The 22,630-nt window shown below is 36.0% G+C and carries 19 protein-coding genes and 1 pseudogene; 1 reads left to right on the top strand and 19 read right to left on the bottom strand.

All coding sequences use genetic code 11. The features are described from left to right. Positions 1-253: 253 nt before the first annotated feature. The 9 genes and pseudogenes from RBU59_RS19020 to greA all read right to left on the bottom strand — a co-directional run bounded on the left by RBU59_RS19020 (position 254) and on the right by greA (position 8,510). A complete protein-coding gene (locus RBU59_RS19020) occupies positions 254-868 on the bottom strand; it encodes a methyltransferase family protein (protein ID WP_308144055.1) in 615 nt (204 codons plus the stop codon). Further along, entirely contained in the window at positions 861-1,283 is a 423-nt protein-coding gene (locus tag RBU59_RS19015) for a hypothetical protein (protein WP_308144054.1), read from the bottom strand. The genes RBU59_RS19020 and RBU59_RS19015 overlap by 8 nt, the downstream gene beginning before the upstream one ends. After that, on the bottom strand, positions 1,273-1,713 hold the full coding sequence (locus RBU59_RS19010; RefSeq protein WP_308148605.1) for a LytTR family DNA-binding domain-containing protein: 441 nt from the start codon (positions 1,711-1,713) through the stop codon (positions 1,273-1,275). Before RBU59_RS19010 ends, RBU59_RS19015 begins: the two co-directional genes overlap by 11 nt. A gap of 420 nt (positions 1,714-2,133) precedes the next feature. Further along, positions 2,134-3,813, bottom strand: a complete 1,680-nt coding sequence (locus RBU59_RS19005) for an aminoglycoside phosphotransferase family protein (protein WP_308144053.1) — start codon at positions 3,811-3,813, stop codon at positions 2,134-2,136. A 56-nt stretch (positions 3,814-3,869) separates the two neighbouring features. Continuing rightward, on the bottom strand, positions 3,870-4,319 hold the full coding sequence (locus tag RBU59_RS19000; RefSeq protein WP_308144052.1) for an 8-oxo-dGTP diphosphatase: 450 nt from the start codon (positions 4,317-4,319) through the stop codon (positions 3,870-3,872). A 15-nt stretch (positions 4,320-4,334) separates the two neighbouring features. Beyond that, positions 4,335-4,856, bottom strand: coding sequence for an AAA family ATPase (locus RBU59_RS18995; protein WP_308144051.1), 522 nt, complete (start codon positions 4,854-4,856; stop codon positions 4,335-4,337). A 519-nt stretch (positions 4,857-5,375) separates the two neighbouring features. Then, entirely contained in the window at positions 5,376-5,756 is a 381-nt protein-coding gene (locus RBU59_RS18990) for a VOC family protein (protein WP_308144050.1), read from the bottom strand. A gap of 755 nt (positions 5,757-6,511) precedes the next feature. Continuing rightward, positions 6,512-7,993: pseudogene (gene lysS, locus RBU59_RS18985) on the bottom strand (lysine--tRNA ligase); the annotation flags it as partial. Between the two features lie 34 nt (positions 7,994-8,027). After that, a complete protein-coding gene (greA, locus tag RBU59_RS18980; RefSeq protein ID WP_308144048.1) occupies positions 8,028-8,510 on the bottom strand; it encodes a transcription elongation factor GreA in 483 nt (160 codons plus the stop codon). A gap of 522 nt (positions 8,511-9,032) precedes the next feature. On the opposite strand from greA, the gene nifJ reads away from it, so the two are divergent. Next, positions 9,033-12,563, top strand: a complete 3,531-nt coding sequence (gene nifJ, locus RBU59_RS18975; protein WP_308144047.1) for a pyruvate:ferredoxin (flavodoxin) oxidoreductase — start codon at positions 9,033-9,035, stop codon at positions 12,561-12,563. A 285-nt stretch (positions 12,564-12,848) separates the two neighbouring features. Here the strand turns inward: nifJ and RBU59_RS18970 are convergent, their stop codons facing one another. The 10 genes from RBU59_RS18970 to RBU59_RS18925 form a co-directional block, all read right to left on the bottom strand. Next, the gene (locus RBU59_RS18970) at positions 12,849-13,772 is read right to left on the bottom strand and encodes an AEC family transporter (RefSeq protein ID WP_308144046.1); all 924 of its coding nucleotides are present in this window, start codon (positions 13,770-13,772) and stop codon (positions 12,849-12,851) included. Between the two features lie 54 nt (positions 13,773-13,826). After that, positions 13,827-15,083 (bottom strand): O-antigen ligase family protein, encoded by a 1,257-nt coding sequence (locus RBU59_RS18965; RefSeq protein ID WP_308144045.1) that lies wholly within the window; start codon positions 15,081-15,083, stop codon positions 13,827-13,829. Between the two features lie 338 nt (positions 15,084-15,421). Then, positions 15,422-16,399 carry a hydrogenase expression/formation protein HypE gene (gene hypE / locus RBU59_RS18960; protein ID WP_308144044.1) on the bottom strand — a complete coding sequence of 326 codons (978 nt, stop codon included), beginning with the start codon at positions 16,397-16,399 and terminating at the stop codon, positions 15,422-15,424. Between the two features lie 22 nt (positions 16,400-16,421). After that, positions 16,422-17,471, bottom strand: a complete 1,050-nt coding sequence (gene hypD / locus RBU59_RS18955) for a hydrogenase formation protein HypD (RefSeq protein WP_308144043.1) — start codon at positions 17,469-17,471, stop codon at positions 16,422-16,424. Beyond that, a complete protein-coding gene (locus RBU59_RS18950) occupies positions 17,443-17,685 on the bottom strand; it encodes a HypC/HybG/HupF family hydrogenase formation chaperone (protein WP_308144042.1) in 243 nt (80 codons plus the stop codon). The genes hypD and RBU59_RS18950 overlap by 29 nt, the downstream gene beginning before the upstream one ends. 18 nt (positions 17,686-17,703) lie before the next feature. Then, the gene (gene hypF, locus RBU59_RS18945; protein ID WP_308144041.1) at positions 17,704-20,001 is read right to left on the bottom strand and encodes a carbamoyltransferase HypF; all 2,298 of its coding nucleotides are present in this window, start codon (positions 19,999-20,001) and stop codon (positions 17,704-17,706) included. Next, positions 19,980-20,627 carry a hydrogenase nickel incorporation protein HypB gene (gene hypB / locus RBU59_RS18940; protein WP_308144040.1) on the bottom strand — a complete coding sequence of 216 codons (648 nt, stop codon included), beginning with the start codon at positions 20,625-20,627 and terminating at the stop codon, positions 19,980-19,982. Before hypB ends, hypF begins: the two co-directional genes overlap by 22 nt. A 197-nt stretch (positions 20,628-20,824) precedes the next feature. Continuing rightward, positions 20,825-21,163, bottom strand: coding sequence for a hydrogenase maturation nickel metallochaperone HypA (gene hypA, locus RBU59_RS18935; protein ID WP_308144039.1), 339 nt, complete (start codon positions 21,161-21,163; stop codon positions 20,825-20,827). Continuing rightward, on the bottom strand, positions 21,129-21,494 hold the full coding sequence (locus RBU59_RS18930; RefSeq protein ID WP_308144038.1) for a 4Fe-4S dicluster domain-containing protein: 366 nt from the start codon (positions 21,492-21,494) through the stop codon (positions 21,129-21,131). Before RBU59_RS18930 ends, hypA begins: the two co-directional genes overlap by 35 nt. Positions 21,495-21,506: 12 nt before the next feature. After that, positions 21,507-22,586 (bottom strand): hydrogenase large subunit, encoded by a 1,080-nt coding sequence (locus tag RBU59_RS18925; protein WP_308144037.1) that lies wholly within the window; start codon positions 22,584-22,586, stop codon positions 21,507-21,509. Positions 22,587-22,630 lie beyond the last annotated feature (44 nt).

Below are 22,630 nucleotides of genomic sequence, written 5' to 3'. Positions count from 1 at the left end.
GCAATTTTTATTATTCCAATTTTGATGAAAAAGAGTCTGGCTTGCCAGACTCTAGCGCTGACGCGCCGTCACGACAGTGACATCTTCCTTAAGTGCGTCATGTGCATCCTGCCCGGAGGGCTTTTTATTGCATAGGTAAGTTCAGAGAATTTTCCTATGCAATAAAAAGAGCACCCAAGTTTTTGGCTTGAATGCTTTATAGAGACGTTAGTTATTTAAATATTTATTGATATAATACTATTACCAACTAATGTTACCATACAAAAGGTATTAAACGATAGGTATGATTTTCGTAATCAGAAAATTCTTTTCCAAAATGTTTTACTAATGCTTTCTCTTCAATATGTATTCTTGCAGAATAGCAACCTATAGATAGCAGAAACACAACTATAAGTGCATAAATACTCCTTAACCCTAATGTTGTACCAATCAAACTACAAATACTACCCGAATACGCAGGGTTTCTTACTTTATTATAAATACCGGTTGTAATAAGATGTTGTGATTCTGCTGTTTGCACTGATAAGGTAAACGCTCTTTTTAAAGTTAATACTGCACATAAACGAACTATTATACCCGCTAGCATTAATGTAACTCCAACATATGAAAATATGACAGGTAATTTCATATTGCGAATGCTATCGGAAACATTAAGTCCAACCATATAAAAGCTAATATATATACATATATAAAAATTAAATATTAACATCCATTTGGTACCTTTATCTGTTTTGTTTACTTTTTGTGTTTTTGTTCCCCTCTGATATGTGTATAAAAATATGAATACCTCTGCCAGTATCATTGATAATAATACTAAATGAAATATATAAAACAAGCTTAGATTAGAAAATTTTGATGGATCACCCATTATTACCTTTCCCTTCTTTTAATAAACGATTAATTTCTGCAACATTATTCTTTTCAATATAATAAAAATAAATATGAATACCTATCATTATGCAAAAATAGATAATAGAGTAAAATAATATATTAACAGCACCCAATCCAAACCATTTAAAGGTAATACCGAAACATAAAATAATTGGGTAAATCAATATACTTACTGTTATAAAATGACTAATATAGGATTTAAAATCTATCTTTCCAATTAATTCATCCATAACACAAGTAATAATCAAACAGATAAACACTTCAAAGACAAAGGAAATAAAACTATTTCGATTTTTATCTACTACCCAACTTATGATTCCCGCTAATATAATTATTATGGTAAAAGACATTGAAATTGCAGGAAGAAATACTTTTAAAATTTTATGTACCATATTCTCTCCTAATCCTTTCCTTTAAGCTTCCAATATATCTTCTTGATACAATTAAATGCTCTCCGTTTGATAACTCAACCATAATCCTATGATTAGGATATGGTTTTACACTTTTTAACATAGCAATGTTTAATAATATTGATTTTCCAATTCGTACCATAGTAGAACCGTCAATCATAGTTTCGATTACCTGAATCGTCTTTCGACTTTCATATACATCCTGGTCTAAATAGATAAATGTCTTTCTATCCGTTGACTCAATATAGTAAATCTGATCTAAAGAGATTTGATAAACTTTATCCCCTTTAAAACCTTCTATTACAAAATCATATTGTCTTATTAATTGTATCATTTGCGATACTTTTTTCGTCATTTCCGGGTATCTGATCTCTAACTCTATTTCTTGTAATTCTTTTTTATGCTGCAACATTAATTTCAAGGAAACACCTCCTTTACGTTCAATATAAATCATTTTATTTCTTATCTCAAGTAAATTTGTTTTAAATACCCTGTATCATGTTTATTATGCCATACACTAGTATATATCAGTAAATAACACCTCTCCTTACTTCTATTATGAGGAAGACTAACATGTCTCAATTTTATTCTATCATTTGCTATTTTCAAAATATAATTAGAAACTTTTATACCATTTTTGAAACTGATACTGTAAATATCATTGTTCACACCCCTGGTTTTCCTCCATTATTGTTTTATGCGTAAAAAAAGACCGAATGTCATTCGACAAACGGCCTTTCATGCTACTTATATAATGTTCAATTATATTCATTCGTTTAAAATAATCATAAAAAACACGTTGCGGTACCATAGCTAACCTGTAAATTCCTCTTTACATAGCATCATTCCATTCCTTAATTAATTGCTTGATCGATTGATGCCTTTTATCTCTGTCACTTGATGTTGCTTTTGTTGCAACACTGTACAATTCACTATTCAAAGACCATTTATCATAAGACCTTTCATAATTTCCAAACAAAGCAAATGCAAATGCACCCAGTGTATACACATTCGTTATTTCATCAATCTCTGCTTCAAGTCGATATTCTTCGGGTGACATAAACTTTGAGCTTCCCCACATACGCCCCATATCATTGATACAAGGTTTTTTACGGAATAAATCAATATCACAAATTGTGGTTCTTTCATTTTCAAAATCATACAGAATACTTCCGTCATAAAAATCTAACGCAACATATCCCTGTGTATTCACGTGTTCAACAAAACAACACAAATCATGATAAACCTTAAGCCGTGCTTCCACTGGCAATTCAAAAAATCTGCGATGTGCTTTTGGGTACATTCTCCCCATGCAATCACCATTTACCCACCTAAATATCATTGCATAGCCACCAGCAATTTCTTCTGCATCAACAAATTCAATCAAATCCTTATGTTTTAAGTCGCGGTAAATTGGCAATGTGGCTTGTAATCGTTTCACAGCATCCTCTGCCTCACCATCATACGCTTCTGTTGGAGACCCTGCATATTTAACAAAAAACTTTTGTCCCTCTTTTTCTGTTCCAAAGCATATATTTCCCGAATCCTGATCATCATAAACTTTAAACACGGTACCATACCGGTTCATAAAGCCTAAATCATAAAAAGACTTCATTTTGTATGGTATTCCATCCACATACTGTAAATAGTATCCTTTGAAGTACCAGGTAGGAATAGGATTTTTCATATTATCATACCATTCAAGTACATCCCTTGCCTGATTCAGCATAGTTTGTACCTCGCTTTCTCCATATGAAATAGCCCAAGGAATTGATGAAAGCATATTGGAACTAATATATAAAGCCAGTAGTTTCCAAAACTTTATCGGCACTTTATTATCAAAATATCCATTTACCATACCGCTGGCAAAGATGGGTGCTGCCTTGGCACACCAGACAATGCGATTAAATTCTTCCCAGTGATCACCAAAATCATACCGGTCAAAATCTATAATTACAAGCTTGCCATTTTCAATCATCATATTGCCGATATGATAATCGCCGTGCTGAAAGGATTGTGGTCTATTCTTTAATAGCTGGCGATTTGCATCTATGTAGGAAATAATATCTTCAGCTCCATCAAACTTAATCAGACACTCCTCATACAGTTTGATTTTACGATTCATTTTCTCATTAAATCGGGACTCCCAATCTGGTTGTGTATCTGGAGCCGGAACCTCGTGAATTCTTTTTAAAATTTTACCAGCTTCTAAACCATAGGCATACTGTTCCGAATCAGATAACTCGGGTATGATTTTCTCTGCATCCTCTCCATCTATCCATGTCTGAATGGTATATATGCCTTCCTCAAATTCTCCAAACTCTACTGGCTTACACATAGGAATACCAAGAGAAGCTACCACCTGCTGCATACGAATCATATCTGCCCGGTTACCACTTTTTTCTTTCGGTGTAATTCTAAGAAGATATTTTTCGCCATCTGCAGTAGTTACACAAAACTTTTTATCACATGACCACCCTTTATTAATCGGTTCCTTTTTTACAAACTCCATCTTCTAATCCTCATCTTTATAACCTTTCCAAATTGTTTCGGATCAACTTTATTCCTTTATTTTAATACAACTTTCCAGTTGTCATCTGTGACTACATACTGAAATTCTGTAAGTTTTTCATCCAACATAACCTGAAGTAATTCTGTAAAATCGCTTACCAGATCCTCTTTATACAATTCCTCTTTATTTACCCAATGCATACTCCCTTCATCTGAAGAAACAACTTCTCCCTCAAAATTATCCGAAGTAAATAGGAAGACAATATATCTGCCATCTTCTATGGGGAATTGTTTTACTCCACACAATTTCGGATGAAACACTGTTAACCCTGTTTCCTCTTTCATTTCTCGAATTACAGCATCTACAATGGATTCTCCTTTTTCAACATGTCCACCAGGCAAAGTATATCCTTTCCAGTCTTCTTTGACTCTATCTTGTAATAAATACTTATTATCCCTGTGTATCAAGCATAATACTGTTAACTCAACTTTTTCTGTTCGTGCCATTACATCCCCTCCCTGTTATAACTCTGCCATTTTAGACAAAAGTAATCCTACTGTTTCATCAATCGGCTTTGTCCCATCAGCGTAAATAATGGGACAGGGTATACATTTTACCCAGTCATCCGTTTTTTCCAAGGTTTTCGTTACGATTGAATCAAAAAATTCCTGCTCCTGTTCATATAGATCACCACCCGTAAGAACTCTGTCTCCAAACTTATCATAAGACCTTTCTTTTACACGCTTAAGACGAATTTCAAGAGGTACCTTAAGATAGATTACGCACTCATATAGTGAATTAATTTGATCACCCAGGTCGGCATTTACTGCCGATATAATAAAATTCGAATGTTCAAAAGCATCCTGCTCCATTAATTGCAATACTTCTTTACGTGTACGGGGGCGTGAATACGGAATTTCTGTGTCCTCGAAATAATAGTCCTCTATATCCATATGTTTGTAATCCAATGCTTTAGAAAGCGCAGCCCCCATAGTTGTCTTTCCACTTCCATTGCCTCCAACTATAGCAATTCTATTTACCAAAATATATAACTCCTCCCTATTTTTGTTCTTCTTTAGGCAATTACGAAACTAAATAGTTTTTTTGAATATGTAGTTTCGCAATTACCTATTTATTCTTCTTTAGAAAGAACATGCGTTATCGCTTTCTTTCCATCTTCCTCTATAATTTCTGGTATTTAATCTCTGACTGACTTATTATATTCTTTCATATTTAACCCCTTGCTTCATAAATCCAGTTTGAAAATCCACAATTTTTTGCAGATTGGTAAACTGGGAGTAATACATTTTCCAATTCTCCTGCAAATTCCTGATACCTTATTCCCTTGCGATAAATACGTCTTCTTACATCATCGTTCTATGCCAGTCTTTATAAATAGTCGTAAATTTGTCGTAAGATGGTCGTAAGCTAATTTGTACCAGTCTTCTTTTTTCTTCTGTGCGTCAAAATAATCCCCAAAGTTGATAAGTTCAGCTTTCTTCAAGTCCTTTGTTGCTTCTGCATAAATGTCTATTGTAATTTCTGCATCGGCATGACTGCACTTACACTACATCAAAGCAAAACGGATGTCCCTCTGGGTCGAGCATTACAGCCCAATCTCCGTATTGTATATCTGCTTTTCTTGCTCCAAGTTCTAAAGCGTAATTAATCCATTCCTGAAGCTTTGCTTTCTCCATACTAAAATCAAGGTGCAGCATTTGCTGTTGCTTGTTAACCTCTTCGGGCCATACTGGAGCAACATACATTTCATTTCTTTGAAAACCAATGTTTACGTTGCACTTTTCTGAGTATATGATAATAAAATCATCAGTTTCATAACCTTTATGCCAGCCCAGCAAGTTAACATAAAAATCAGAAAGTATTACAGGATTTTTACAATCTAAAACTACTTTGTCAAAGTTTATTTCACCAATTTTTTTCATTCTTTCTCCTTATCATGTTACCCGCATTTAATAATTCAATAAGAAATACAAATATGGGTGTTTAGTTGATAATTACCTTTACTAGCCCCTCACAACATTTAAAATAAATACATGGTCCTGTCAAATTATACATCTGATACAATTATTAAACTTACACATTTTCGTATATTTATCAACGTCTATATAATCATGTTCATCATTTCTACCATCTTACGCAATTTCTCCATTATAATTATCCTTTTATTTTCTCAAACAATTTTACTAACATGGCATTTAACCTAATTCAGGGTATAAAAATAGCCACACCAACCAGATGTGACCATACTTTTACCATATTCACAAGAAGATTAGTTATGATAGCATCAAAAATAAAGCCATTTATGGCTATCTCTTTTAATGCATCCCCATATTAAGTTAAATGCCAAATACCTCACTTAATATAGTATTTTTCATAACAAATCCTCTCCTTTCGTTTTATTATATTCTTATTATAGCACGTGCTTTCTTTCTTATCAATAAATAATGCTAAAATTTAGTAGAAATAGAATACATTTAAACTTCCATTAATTTACTCTATTCCCATTTGCCCAAGGGATAGGTTATTTTCTATCATTCTTCACGTATGTGATAAAAAAAAATAGAATCTCAATTTTCAGAGATTCTATTTGAACGTGTTCTCTTATATTGGTAGTAAAATGATCGTAAATCTTACCACCTAATTTCACAACCCGTTAATTTTCCTAGCTTCATTTATCCAAGCTCTTCATCGTCGGGAACAATAATACATCCCTTATAGCTGAAGAATCGGTTAACAACATTACCAAACGGTCAATACCGATACCGATACCACCTGTCGGAGGCATACCGTATTCCAGGGCATTTAAGAAATCTTCATCCATGGAATTTGCTTCATCATCACCTGCCGCACGAAGTGCTTCCTGTGCTTCAAAACGGCCTCTTTGATCAATAGGATCGTTTAATTCGGAGAAAGCATTAGCCATTTCCCGCTTCGTAATAAATAATTCAAAACGTTCCGTAAAGTTAGGGTCACTTGGCTTTCTTTTAGCCAAAGGAGAAATTTCAACCGGATGATCCATAATAAAAGTAGGCTGAACTAAATTCTCTTCCACAAACTCTTCAAAGAATAAATTAATAATGTCGCCTTTTTTATGCCTGTCTTCATATTTGATGTGATGTTTATCAGCAAGAGCTTTTGCTTCTTCTTCCGTCTTAACATCATTAAAATCAATACCGGCAAATTTCTTAACTGCATCCACCATCGTCATTCTTGCAAAAGGTTTTGCCAAATCTATTTCAACACCATCATAGGAAATCGTTGTTGTTCCAAGTACTTTACTTGCTACTGTTCTAAATAACTCTTCCGCTAAATCCATCATCCCGTAATAATCTGTATAAGCCTGATATAATTCAAGAAGTGTAAATTCCGGATTATGTCTTACTGATAATCCTTCATTACGGAATACGCGTCCGATTTCATAGACTCTTTCCAGACCGCCTACAATTAATCTCTTTAAATAAAGTTCCAGAGATATTCTTAAATGTATATCTTCATCCAGTGCATTATGATGGGTCATAAAAGGCCTTGCGGCCGCACCACCTGCATTGGGAACTAATACAGGGGTTTCTACCTCGATAAAACTTCTGCCATCCAGATAATTACGAATTTCTCTGATAATGTGGGAACGTTTGATAAAGGTATCCTTTACTTCCGGATTCACTATTAAATCAACATATCTCTGTCTGTAACGGGTATCCGTATCTTTTAAACCATGAAACTTTTCAGGAAGAACCTGCAGACTCTTTGACAAGAGCACAACCTGACTTGCTTTAACCGAAACTTCTTCCGTGTGGGTCTTAAATACCTCACCGGTAATACCTACGATATCACCAATATCAAATTTCTTAAAGTCAGCATAAACATCCTCTCCAACTACATCTTTTTTAACGTAGGATTGAATACCGCCTTTCACATCTTGTATATTACAGAAAGAAGCCTTGCCCATCACTCTTTTTGACATAATACGTCCGGCGATGGATATGGTTTTTCCCTCTAAATTATCAAAATCTGCACTTACATCTGCAGAATGATGTGTTACATCAAATTTCATGATTTGAAATGGGTCTTTCGCATTTTCTTTTAATTCGGTTAATTTTGCTCTCTTAACTTTTAAAAGTTCGTTCAAATCCTGTTCTGCTTGAATCTTTTCCTCAGCCACAATCGTTCTTCCTTTCTTTTATAACATTCGTTTCTTAATTAGATTTCTGTATTTCCAGTATTTTATACTGAAGCATACCGGAATGAGTCTCAACATTAACAATATCCCCAATACGTGCACCAATCAATGCTTTTCCGACCGGTGATTCGTTGGAGATCTTCCCTTTAAGACTATTTGCTTCCGTAGAACCTACGATTTTATATTCCATCTCATCATTATACTCTAAATCAAGTATTCTAACTTTGCAGCCAATGTTAATGACATCAACTTCAACCTCATCTTCTACTACAACCTCTGCATTTTTAAGGATTTTATCTATCTCTTCAATTCTGGCTTCTATCTCTCTTTGTTCGTCTTTTGCAGCATCGTATTCGGCATTTTCCGATAAATCGCCCTGTTCTCTGGCTTCTTTTATTTTTTGAGCAACTTCTTTTCGTCTGTTTACTTTTAAATCCTGAATTTCTTCCTCTAAAAGTCTTAATCCCTCATAGGTCAATATGTTCTTTTTATCTGCCATATTTAAACACCCTTCCTCCGTTTTAATCAATATTACGATACATTCAAAGTATTATAACGTATCACTTGTTCCTTGTCAACATATTAAGGCTTTATTTCCTAATAGTTCCTAATAGTTTTGCATCATTTTTTATATAATTAATATCGTGTCTTGTGGCTATTCTATATCTTATCTTGTCGCCTATGAAATTATTCCATAAAAACTAGAATCTTATAATCCATTTTATAAAAAATTTGGCATTTTTTATTTTTTTTATTAAATTTTTGAATATGTACCAATAAACCCTTTACACTTGTGTCGAATAGTGATATTCTCTAGTATAGGTATTTTTCTAAATACATAATTCATAGTAATCAGGGCGCTATGAGGTGGCCTTTTTCGTGCTGTCCTTAACGCTAGTACTGTTTTGCGTAAATTTTACTTAAGATTCAGCTCAAATAGTGTGCGCCGAATTAAGTGAAATCTACGCAAAGCAGTACTTAGTAACCCTGATTGCTGCATTCATAAGGAGGATAATATAATATGGCTAGAAAAATGAAAACCATGGATGGAAATAATGCTGCGGCTCACGTCTCTTATGCTTTTACCGATGTTGCGGCAATCTATCCTATTACACCATCTTCAGTAATGGCTGAAGTTACCGATGCTTGGTCAACCCAAGGTAGAAAAAACATCTTCGGACACGAAGTACAGGTTACAGAAATGCAATCAGAGGCTGGTGCAGCTGGTACTGTTCACGGTTCCTTGGCAGCCGGTGCATTAACAACTACCTTTACAGCTTCACAAGGTTTATTGCTAATGATTCCTAATATGTATAAAATCGCTGGTGAATTATTACCATGCGTTATCGACGTATCTGCTCGTGCTTTAGCAAGCCACGCTTTATCAATCTTTGGTGATCATTCAGACGTATATGCATGCCGCCAGACAGGTTTTGCATTACTTTGTTCCAGCAATGTTCAGGAAGTTATGGATTTAGGTGCAGTAGCTCACCTTTCCACAATTAAAGGACGTGTTCCGTTCCTGCATTTCTTCGATGGTTTCAGAACTTCTCATGAAATTCAGAAAATTGAAACCTGGGATTATGATGATTTAAAAGAACTTACCGATATGGATGCGGTTAAAGCATTCCGCAATCGTGCTTTAAATCCGCAACATCCTGTAACCCGCGGTACAGCACAGAATCCTGATATCTTCTTCCAGGCAAGAGAAGCAAGCAATACATATTATAATGCAGTACCGGGCATTGTTGAAGAATACATGAATAAAATCAATGCTAAAATCGGCACCGATTATAAATTATTCAACTATTACGGAGCTGCTGATGCTGAACATGTAATTATAGCAATGGGTTCCGTTTGTGATACAATTGACGAGACGATTGATTATTTATTAGCTTCCGGCGCTAAAGTCGGCGTTATTAAAGTAAGACTTTACAGGCCTTTCTCTGTAAAACACTTATTAGATGTAATTCCTGATAGTGTAAAACAAATCAGCGTATTAGACAGAACAAAAGAACCAGGTGCTCTTGGTGAACCTTTATATCTTGACGTTGTAGCTGCATTAAAAGATACTAAATTCGATAAAGTTCCAGTATTCACAGGACGTTACGGTTTAGGTTCCAAAGACACTACTCCTGCCCAGGTAATTTCTGTATTTAATAATACTGAAAAGAAGAATTTCACAATAGGTATCGTAGATGATGTAACTAACTTATCCCTTGAAATTAAAGATAATCCTAATACAACTCCTGAAAGCACAATCAGCTGCAAATTCTGGGGACTTGGTGCTGACGGTACTGTTGGTGCTAACAAAAACTCTATCAAAATTATCGGTGACCATACAGATATGTATGCACAGGCATATTTTGATTATGACTCAAAAAAATCCGGTGGTGTTACTATCTCCCATTTACGTTTCGGTAAAGATCCTATCAAAGCTACTTACTTAATCAGTAAAGCTAACTTTGTAGCTTGCCACAATCCTTCCTATGTAAGAAAATACAATATGGTTCAGGATTTAAAAGACGGCGGATCTTTCTTACTTAACTGCGGTTGGACAATGGAAGAAATTGAACATCACTTACCTGGACAGGTTAAGAGATATATCGCAAAACACAATATTAAATTCTATACAATAGATGGTATCAGCATTGGTAAAGAAATCGGTCTTGGCGGACGTATTAATACAGTTCTTCAAGCTGCCTTCTTTAAATTAGCAAACATCATTCCTGTTGAAGATGCTGTTAATTATATGAAAGATGCCGCAACAAGATCCTATAGTAAAAAAGGTGATGCAATTGTTAAGATGAACCATGATGCAATTGACCGCGGTATTACAGATGTTAAAGAAGTTAAAGTTCCTGCTTCCTGGGCTGATGCAGCTGATGAAGATTTAGCTGTAAAAGTATCCGGTAACAGAGGTGATATCGTAGATTATGTTAACAAGATTCAAAATAGAGTAAACGGACAAGACGGCAACAATCTTCCTGTTTCTGCATTTGTTGATTATGTTGACGGTACAGCACCTAACGGTTCTTCCGCATTTGAAAAACGTGGTATTGCAGTTGATGTTCCTACTTGGAATCCGGATAACTGTATTCAATGTAACTTCTGTTCTTATGTCTGTCCTCACGCTGTTATCCGTCCTGTGGCTATGACAGAAGAACAGGCAGCTAATGCACCTGCAGGTTCTTTAAGCATGGACTTAAACGGTATGCCGGGTTATAAATTTGCTATGTCTGTTTCCGTTCTTGACTGTACAGGCTGCGGTTCCTGTGCTAATGTATGCCCAGGTAAGAAGGGTGAGAAAGCATTAGTAATGCAGAACTTGGAAACTCAATTAGAAGCACAGAAATTATTTGATTACGGTGTTGAAATCGGATATCCGGATGCAGTTGTAGAAAAATTCAAAGAAACAACGGTAAAGGGAAGTCAGTTCAAGAAACCTTTACTTGAGTTCTCCGGTGCTTGTGCAGGTTGTGGCGAAACTCCATATGCGAAACTTGCTACACAGTTATTCGGTGACAGAATGTACATTGCTAATGCTACAGGTTGTTCTTCTATCTGGGGTGGTTCCGCACCTTCCACACCATATACAGTAAACAAAGACGGACATGGTCCTGCATGGGCTAACTCTTTATTTGAAGATAACGCCGAATATGGTTATGGTATGGCACTTGCTCAGAAAGCTTTAAGAGGACGTTTAATTTCCTCCGTTGAAGCTCTTACCTCCGTAGTTGATAATGCAGATGTAAAAGCAGCTTGTGAACAATACTTAGCAACAAAAGATTCCAGCACATTAAATGCTCCTGCTGCTAAAGAATTAGTTGAAACATTAGAAGCTTGCGGCTGTGATAATGAAGATAGAGCAAACATCTTAGCTAATAAAGATTTCTTATCCAAGAAATCCCAATGGATCTTCGGTGGTGACGGCTGGGCTTATGATATCGGCTTCGGTGGTTTAGACCATGTAATCGCAAGCGGTGAAGATGTTAACATTTTAGTATTCGATACTGAAGTTTATTCCAATACAGGCGGACAGTCTTCTAAATCTACTCCTACCGGTGCTATTGCTCAGTTCGCAGCAGCTGGTAAAGAAGTTAAGAAGAAAGACCTTGCAGCAATCGCTATGAGCTATGGTTATGTATATGTTGCTCAAATCGCACAGGGTGCTGACTATAATCAATGTGTTAAAGCATTTGTAGAAGCTGAAAGCTATCACGGACCATCCATTATCATCGCTTATGCTCCATGTATCAATCATGGTATTAAAGGTGGTATGAAAGGTGCTCAGAATGAAGAAAAACGTGCTGTACAGGCTGGATACTGGCATTTATTCCGCTTCGATCCTCGTCTGGAAGAGCAAGGCAAGAATCCATTCCAGTTAGACTCCAAAGCGCCTACTGCTGATTATCAGGAATTCTTAACAAGCGAAGTTCGTTACAGCTCCCTTGCACGTTCCAATCCGGAAAGAGCAGCTGAACTATTTGCTAAGGCTGAAAAGAATGCGAAAGATAAATATGCTAAGTTAGCTAAATTAGCTCAGGACTAATTACAAATAATTTTAAATAATAACCTTCGGGTTATAAAGATATTATCAAAAGAGAAAGTTCACTATAGTGGGCTTTCTTTTTTTGCATACCGTAATAATTGCATATAATCATTAAAAAGTAAGGGACCAAAAAAAAGTAAGGGACCAAAAAAATACTGTAGACTATTAAGTCGCTAATTTACCTGCATCGGTAAATTAACTGACTTAGTAGTCTACAGCAACTTCGTTCCTTGCTTTTTTATGTTATTTATCTGCCTTTTACATTATCACAAATTATAAAAATAATTACCTTAAATAATCCATAAGCCCCATAATAATCGGTATGGTAATCAATGATATTAAGGTAGTCATAGCAAATATTTCAGAGGAATAGAGGGCATTTTTTTCATAGCGTATTGCGAACAGCGTACCGGTTGCACCGGTTGGACAAGCTGCTCCAAGTACTGCCGCTGCTAATACCGGAATCGCTATAGGTAATCTGCTGTAAATCAGTAACAATATTACGGGAATAAAAATCAGCTTTAAAAATACCACAAAATAAATTCGAAACTTTAAGAAAATTTTCAGTATATTTGTCTGCGCAATGGTCACTCCTGCAATAATCATAGCTAACGGAGTATTCATATCTGCCACATACTGCAGGGAATTGAACATTATTTTCGGAAGATGTATCTGTGTAATAAAAAATAAGAATCCCAGTATAATAGAAATCAAGGTGGGTGAAACCAACGTTTTTACCATTGTTTTTTTATCCTGAACTCCGTTCATCATGATAAGGCCTTGGGTCCATACAAACAGATTAAATATGGTTATATATGCTGTGATATAAAAGACCCCTTCACTTCCATAAATTCCATTTATTATGGGTATACCAAAAAATCCGCTGTTTGAGTATATTGTAGAGAATCTTTCAATTACAACATCAGAATTTGTTTTATTTCTTAAAAAGACATAAGCTGTTAAGATACCGAATAAGTGTGTAAAAATAGCTAATCCTAATGATATTAACAAACCGGCCAGCAAATCTTTACTAAATTCTCTTTGATAGGAATTAAATATTAACAGGGGTGATACCAATAACAGTAATAAATCGGACAGTTTTTTATTCAGCCCCTGATCAATTACTTTAAATCTGTAACAGATATATCCTATTAATATTAAGATAAACATAATCAGTATTTGGTCTAAAACAATCTTAGCTAATGGCATATGTTTTCTCCGATCGTATATTCCTATTTAGTATATGTGAGTTATAAAAAAATTTTATTCCGCATACCGTTGTCTTATAAGAAGATTAAATAATCGTTTTTCCTCACGATTTTCAAATGTACCAATCCCCGATAATATAAATATAAAAAGCGGTAATGTCTGAAGCCAAAATAAGGTTAAATCTGTAATACCATGAACTAAAGCTGCCGCACTTATTGCCAATATAAGAGACGTAACCGTAGTCTGTTTCTCTTTAAAGCAGATGGATAATACAGAATATAAGTATTTAGCGAAGCATACCAGCATTATGATAGCTCCGATTATCCCATAGTTAAGTAAGGAATCCAGATAAATACTATGGCTGTGGGGTATTAAATTGTCACTTTTAGAACTCAGAAAAGCACAGGACATGGAGCCATGGCCTAATAATGGACTTTTTTTAATTTCCTCCACAACAAAGTTCCATATCTTAAGTCGAAGTCTTATGGTTTCTCCTGCATCGGAAAGTCTTGGTATCAGATCGATATTTAGAGCAAATATGATAAAAACTGCAAGGATTGCCGCAAAAACCCAGACCCAAAATATACGCCACTTCTTAAGTACAATAAGTAACACTGAAATACCTACAAATACCTCAATCCATGCAAACATGCTTTCACATAAATAAATGCTTACGACATTTAAAATTCCTATAATATAATATAGCCATTTTGGCCCTTGATTCGTAAATATTTTGTACGCACAGACTATGATAACAGTTGCAGTAATAGTGCCGAAATAATTGGGATGTAAAAACATTGCCGATATGCGATTATAACTGTAAAAATCATCCAGAAGGGATATCACATATTTTTGGCTGATCGCACAGCTTGAACTTGTTACACTTAAAAGACAAACAAGTGTTAATACTCTTTCATACAATTCTCTGGTCATAAAACTTCGCTGAAACAATCCGATAAACACAGCAAGAATCAACCCAAATCCAGCACCAACACCAAACCAGTTGCCATACAACAGTGCTTCTATTAGATAAAAAACAAAAAACCAAAATATGTATTTGGAATACTTTTGAGCAAATATAATCTTACGGGTTTGCTTATTTATCACAAGATATATCCCTAATCCAACCAATATGATACCTGCAAATATATATGGCAAAAAGATTGATATTACTGTCAATATAATTATATTTGTATATGTTAAAGAATCGTCTATCTGACGTCTAATCGCTGCTTTTTTTTCGATAATAATTCCTCTTTTCAAAAGTGAATAAATTGTTAACACATAATGTGTATTATTCACTTTACTCATACTATAAACCGTAAATCCCAGTAATCATCTTTTCGGTATTATATACTATTTTCACAAAGAATTATATTAGCATATTAACTGTAAATTATCAACTGTTTTCACTTTTCTTTCACAATTTTGTTCATTATATATTAACATTTTATTCATAAATTAACAAAAAAAGAATAAATAGCATATTTTTAGATATAACAGCACTCCGGATAAAGATCAGAAGCAGCATATTATCTAAAACCTTTAATAATTTAATATTAAGTTTATTGCAATTGATATGTCAGACCTAATGTATCAAAAAATAAGCTGATAGCTGTCTATTTATTCGAAGACCTATCAGCTTTTTCTTAACAAATTCTAGGAAGACCCTCTCCATAGAGGATGTCAATGATTCTGCTGCCTTTTAAAGAGGTAGTCATGGTCACACCGCTGCCTTTTGTAATCTTACCGATGATTTGTGCATTTGCCCCATATCTGCTTTTCTTAATAATTGCCAACGCTTTCTCTGCCTGGTTTTCCGGAACTACAGCAATCATCTTTCCCTCATTTGCCATGTAGAGCGGATCAAGACCTAATATATCACAGAAACCTTTTACCTGAGCACTGACAGGAATGGAATCCTCATAAATTTCCACACAGCAGGAAGAACTTTGAGATACTTCATTCAAAACAGTAGCCAGACCTCCTCTGGTAACATCCCGCATACAATGGACTCTAATATTATGCTCCAGCAAATTTTTTACAATAGATCGAAGCGGAGCACAATCACTTTGTATCGTGTTTTCTATTCCCATTCTAAGGGACATAATAGCAGCATGGTGTTCCCCGAGATTACCGGACAGCAGAATAACGTCTCCTTTTTTACAATTGGAGATGCTTATTCCGCTTTTCATAATCTCGCCGATACCGGAAGTATTGATATACACTCCACCCTTTCCTTCAATTACTTTCGTATCACCGGCAACTATTTGAACTTTCGCTTCTTTGGCCGCCAAGGACATAGATTTCGCAATTCGGTCTATGGTTTCCATATCTGCTCCCTCTTCAATAATAAAACCTGCCGTAAGGTATTTAGGTATAGCCCCCATCATCAGTAAATCGTTAACAGTTCCGCAGACTGCAACTTTACCGATATCCCCTCCGGGAAAAAACATGGGAGTAACAACAAAGGAATCCGTTGTATAAGCGATCTTCCCATTAACCTTAAGAACCGCTGAATCTTCCATTTTAGCCAGTATGGAATTATCAAAGTTTTTTAAAAATATATCATTTATTAAATTACCTGTTTGCTTTCCTCCGCTGCCGTAGGCCATATCAATTTTCATAGTTTAAGCCACCTTTTCACTCTTATATCTTTCTATTTTTATACCAGATTCCGCATGCACCCTCCGTTGAAACCATACAAGGACCAATTGCGTTTAATGGCGTACAGACAGTTTTAAACAACGGACAATCCGCCGGGTTTATACGGCCTAAAATTACTTCCTTACATTTACAGCCTTTTGGAGTATTTTCCGTATAATCTTTTATATTACTTCCGGCATCGTATTTCCGATACATTTCTCTTAATCTGAGACCGGAATTATTGATACTTCCGATTCCTCTCCAATACTCATCCATACACTCAAAATATTTATCCATAAGGGCTGCTGCTTTTTGATTGCCCTCATCTGTTACGGTACTGGTATACATATTCTTCATGGAATACTGTTCTTTTTGTATCTGATGCAATATTTCATCTACGGCCGCCAAAATATGTTCCCCTTCAAATCCTGCGACCACAAAGGGCTTTTGATATTTTTCAGCCAGAGTCTTATATATGGAACAACCGGTAATTACACTGACATGGCCCGGGCATAAAAACGCATCAATATTTTCTTCGTTTTCGCATATATAAGACAAAGCAGGAAGTATGGTTTTTATGGAAGTCATAAACTTTAAGTTCTTTATATCATTATGAATTATTTCCTCAAGCATTAAAGCATATATAGGAGTCGTAGTTTCAAAACCTACTGCTGCAAATATATACGTGGTATTTTTATCCTCCATCGCCATTTTTACTGCTAAGAGGGGGGAGTATAGAATTTTTACATTAGCTCCTAAGGCTTTTGCTTCCGTTAAGGAATACTGATTTCCTTTCACTTTCATCATATCCCCGAAAGTTAATACGCAAGTGTTTTCTGACAATGCATATTCCACCAGCTTATCAATATAAGCAGAAGCCGTAACACATACCGGGCATCCGGGACCGGAAATCAATTGTATCCGGGGTGATAACAGACTCCGGATACCGTTTTTAAAAATGCTGGAGGTATGTGTTCCGCATACTTCCATAATTTTTATTTTTCTTCCCGAATAATTCTTTAATTCATCCTTTACCTGTTCGAGGGTTTTCATACTCCTCCTCCTCAAGTTCTTCAAAAATACTTATTAATTCCTCTGCCGCATCCTTTTTCAAAACTTCAAGGGCAAAACCGGCATGAATTAAGATATAATCACCGATTTTAGCGTCAACCAGTTTAATATTTGCCTCACATACATTACTTTTGATGTCAACTTTAGCGATATCACCAAAAATCTCAATTATTTTACCGGGTACTGCAACACACATAAACTAACCCCCTTTCTCTTATTTCACCATTAGATTATCCCTGCTCTCACTATTCTTAGAATTAAAGCTTTTCATCAGACCGATATAAGTCTGCCCAAGGCTGATAGAACCGTCATTGGGCGGAACTGCCATATTGACATATACCGAGAAATTTTTTTCTCTTAATAGCTTTAAAACACGTTCAGAAAGGACTGTATTTTGAAATACGCCGCCCCCAAGAGCTACTGTATTAATATTCTGTTTATTTCTAATCCATTCGCAAACCTTTAAGATAATATCTGCAACTCCATAATGAAATCCAAGAGCTAAGGAACCTCTATCCACTGAATTTCTTAATTGACATAACGTTTTAAGAACAGGATTCGGATCTATTTCAATTATACCGTTATTTTCATTGAAAGCAAAGGTCACCTTTTCCGGACTTATCTCTTTTCTTAAGGCCAGCACGGCTTCTTTCTCCAACATAGCCGCGCATTCCCCTTCATAACGGCTTTTATGACATATAGAGAGGATTGAACTTACCGCATCAAACAATCTGCCCATACTGGACGTTAATACCGTATTAATATGATTCTCTATCGCACCTTTAATTACAGGAAGACGGTCATCCTGAATTTCCGTTATAAGTCCTGCCTTAAGCAAAAAGCAATCCGCGGTCTTCTTAGCATCGGACATGGAAGTATCACCGCCTAACATTGGTGTATATTGTAAATGTGCTGCCCTGCTAAATTCACTCTTTTCACAGATTAAAAATTCACCGCCCCATATATTACCGTCACTACCGTAACCTGTTCCGTCAAAAGCCACACCAATTACCGGTCCCTCTAAATCATACTCTGCCATAACTGATGCTATATGGGCATGATGATGTTGTACCAAAATTACAGGAATTCCTAAACTTTTCGCATACCTGGAGGAATGATAATTAGGATGTAAATCACATAAGGCTAAGCCTGGTGTAATTTGTAAGAGTGTGGATAAATCTACAAAGGATGATTTATATTCCTCCAAAACAGATCGTTCTTCTAAATCGCCAAAATATTGTGATACCACCCCACTGCCCTTTTTATACAGGCAAAATGCTGCTTTCAAATCACTGCCTGCTGCAAATATTTCTAAATCTGTATTTTCTTTATCTCCCTGGGGCAAAAATATCGGATACGGAACGTAACCTCTGCTTCTTCGTAGCAATTGAGGTTTATGATCTATTACTTTAGCCACGGAATCATCCACCGAACGGACTATTCGCCTTTTATGATATAAAACACCATTTAAATAGGGAGACTTTAAGTTAAGTATTATGTTATCCTCTTTGATAATAGGCTTATCCGACAGATTAGCACTGGTCATAATAAGAGGACCTATGTTTCTGGTTAAAAGTATCTGGAGCGGAGTATATGGCAAAAAAGCACCGCAGTAGATTCCACCTTTACCCGTAGCTTCTGCCATGCCCTTCTCCCTGGTATATAACAGTACAATCGGCCTTGCTTTCGATTCTAATAAATCTCTCTCTTCCTTTGAAACAATACAGTATTCTTCAATTGATTTTATATTCTCAAACATAACAGCAAAAGGTTTCTCTTCCCTGCCTTTTAGTTTGCGTAAATTCAGGACTGTCTCTTCTATCAGGGGAGAACATACAAAATGGTAGCCGCCAATGCCTTTGACTGCAAGGATTCCCCCTGATTTGAGAATATTAACCGCTTCACTTATGGCCTCCTTATCTTTTCGATCATTCATAATAGCATAAGGGCCGCAATCATTACAGGATATGGTCTGGGCATGAAATCTCCTGCTGTCTGTTTCCGTATATTCCTTATTACAGGTTTGGCACATAACAAAATCCTCCATACTGGTATGACCTCTGTCATATGGAAGCTTCTCTATGATTGTATATCTTGGTCCGCAGGCCGTACAGCTGATAAACGGATTCTGATATCTCCGGTTTTCTATAGCGTCCATTTCTTTTTGGCACTTTTTACAGACAGGCAGATCCGGTGGTATTATGGATACCTCTTGATCTGAACTGCTTTTTATTATCTTAAACTCAGTATATGGTTTCTCCTTTATATCTTCTATCTGTATATGGTCAATTTCATATTCATTTCCGGAATTACTTTCCAAATCGTATAAAAAACTGTTTACATGTTCCTCAAAAGCCTGGGCTATGATTTCAACAATACCGCCGATATTTTTTACGGTACCATGAATTTTGTATTTCTCTGCAAGTCGAAATACAAGGGGCCTGAAACCAACCCCTTGTATCATACCGAACACTTTTATTCTTTTGGTTATTACAACTTGTTTCTTATCCATTCTACCGCTTCCTCAAAACCGTCTTCTGTTTTGCAGGAGACTTTAATGACCGGCGCCGTTTTATTAAGAGCTCTGACACCTTTCATAAAGAAATCCTCATCAAAATCCACATAGGGAATGAGATCACATTTATTTAAGATAATAATATCTGCCTTCTCAAATGCAAGAGGGTATTTATAAGGCTTATCACTGCCTTCTGTAACAGTTGAGATAAGCATTTTAACATGTTCACCAATCTGAAATTCAGCAGGGCAGACTAAGTTACCTATATTCTCAATAAACAAAATACCATCCTTTAAGGACAGCTCTTCTGCTGCCTTACCGATTAACGGTGAATCCAGATGGCAGGCTCCGCCGGTATTAACCTGAATTGCTTTTACTCCCAAGGACTGTAACAGTTTTGTATCAAAATCTGCTTCAATGTCACCTTCTATTACATAGGCTGTTATGTCCTTTAAACGTTTAATCAACTGGATCAGCGTGGATGTTTTACCGGCTCCGGGAGACCCCATCACATTAATTGCAAAGATTCCGTTTCCGGTAAAAGATGCATTAATCTTAGAGGCAACCTCATCATTTTTATCGTAAACGGATTGCATAATTTCTATTTCTTTATTCTCTGACATGATACCTCTCCTTTCTATTCTAACCTGTATCATTTATCTAATAATATTATTTTATTTCCATTGTTTATTGCTTTCTGTTACACCGCATGGCTGATCTCAGACAGCCCCAATTTTGCATAAAACCAGGGAAATATGATAATTAAGTCTTGAGACTTTAATTATTATATTTCGAAAGCAACTGCAGCGCAGTTGCTTTTTCATACCTCAATTGATTTAATATAAAACTCCTGCCCGATCTTAGTGGGTACCCCCTCCCCTTTACAGTAGGGGCACTCAAAGGAGAATGGTTTTCTTACAAATAATTCACCACAGGAACTGCATTTTAACTTCGGTATAATCCGTTCAATATTAAGTTTCGCTTTTTGGCATAAACTGCCTTCTGCAATTATTTCAAAATACAATTCAATGGAACTGGCTACATAACCGGAATAATCACCAACGACCAGGTTGATCTGCTTAACCTTAGCTGCTTCATTTTTATTAGCATATTCCTCTGCTATTTCAATTATTCTCTGCGTTATCGGATACTCGTGCATTCTTATATTCATCCCTTACCTTTCCGAATGAAGGTGCGGTATATTCGTTATTCATCTTAAGGCACTTTTTCGGACAAACTTCACCGCAATAATTACATTGTATGCATTGAAGCCTTTCTATGCTCCAGGATGCATTGGCTTTATCCACAGAAATTGCTCCCGTAGGACAACGTCTCTGGCATAATCCGCAGAAAATGCAGTCAGAAACTGAAATTTCTATTCTGCCTCTGGTCCTTTCGTAGCTTTCCTTCTTATTTAATGGATATTGTACGGTATATGGTCCATGTATTAAACTCTTAAAAAGTGTTTTACTCATACTTAATATTGACATTGTTCCCTCTCCTTATCGTTCGGTGCAGCTAATGCATGGGTCAATAGTAAGAATTAAAATAGGAACATCTGCCAGTTCACAACCCTTTAAGGTTTCTAATAAAGCAGGTACATTGGCAAAGGTAGGGGTACGTACCCTTAAACGGTCTAAAAATTTAGATCCGTTCGCCTTAGCATAATAAATTACTTCCCCTCTGGGTTGTTCTACTCTGGTAAAATATTCTCCGTTAGGAGTACCAATCACCTTAACCTTAATCTCTCCCTCAGGGATAATTGCAATTGCCTGCTTAATTAAATCCATAGATTGAAAGATTTCTTTTATACGAACGGAGGTCCTTGCGTAGGAATCCCCATCTGTTTCTATAATTGGTTCAAAATTTAATTTACTGTAAGCGGCATATCCCTGAGTCCTTAAATCGATACTGATCCCACTTGCTTTAGCCATTGGACCTACCGCTCCTAAATCATACGCTGCCTGTTTTGATAGAACGCCTACACCTTTAGTACGGTACTTAACGGAAGAATCGTTTAAAAACACCTGTGTAATTTCTTTTAATTCTGTTTCCATACCAGTAATAATTCTGTTTATCTTCTCCAGGGTTTCTGCACTGATATCCTTTCTTACACCGCCGATATCACAGACTGAAAATATAACACGTCCGCCTGTAGTCTCCTCAAATATATCAAGAACCTGTTCTCTAAGTCTCCAGGAATGCATGAACAGGCTTTCAAAACCAAATGCGTCCGCTAAAAGCCCCAGCCACAACAAATGGCTGTGCATACGGGATAATTCTGCCCAAATTGTCCTTAAGAATTCCGCCCGTTCCGGAATCTTAATATCCATAATGCTTTCTATAGACATGCAATATCCCATGCCATGCATAAAAGAGCAGATTCCGCAGATTCTTTCCGCTACAAAGGTATATTGCTGAAAATCCTTTTTCTCTACCAGCTTCTCAAGACCTCTATGAATATAACCAATTCTTGGTATCGCTTCCACTACTTTTTCATCCTCAAGCACTAAATCCAGATGGATTGGTTCCGGAAGTACAGGATGCTGAGGGCCAAATGGAATCACAGTTCTATTTCCCATTATTCTCTCCATTCCTGCGCATGTCTTATGCGCAACTCAATTTA

The sequence above is a fragment of the Anaerocolumna sp. MB42-C2 genome, assembly GCF_030913705.1.
Lineage (GTDB): Bacteria > Bacillota > Clostridia > Lachnospirales > Lachnospiraceae > Anaerocolumna.
The sequence above is the reverse complement of the archived record's forward strand: the minus strand, read 5'-3'. Positions and strand labels throughout refer to the sequence as shown.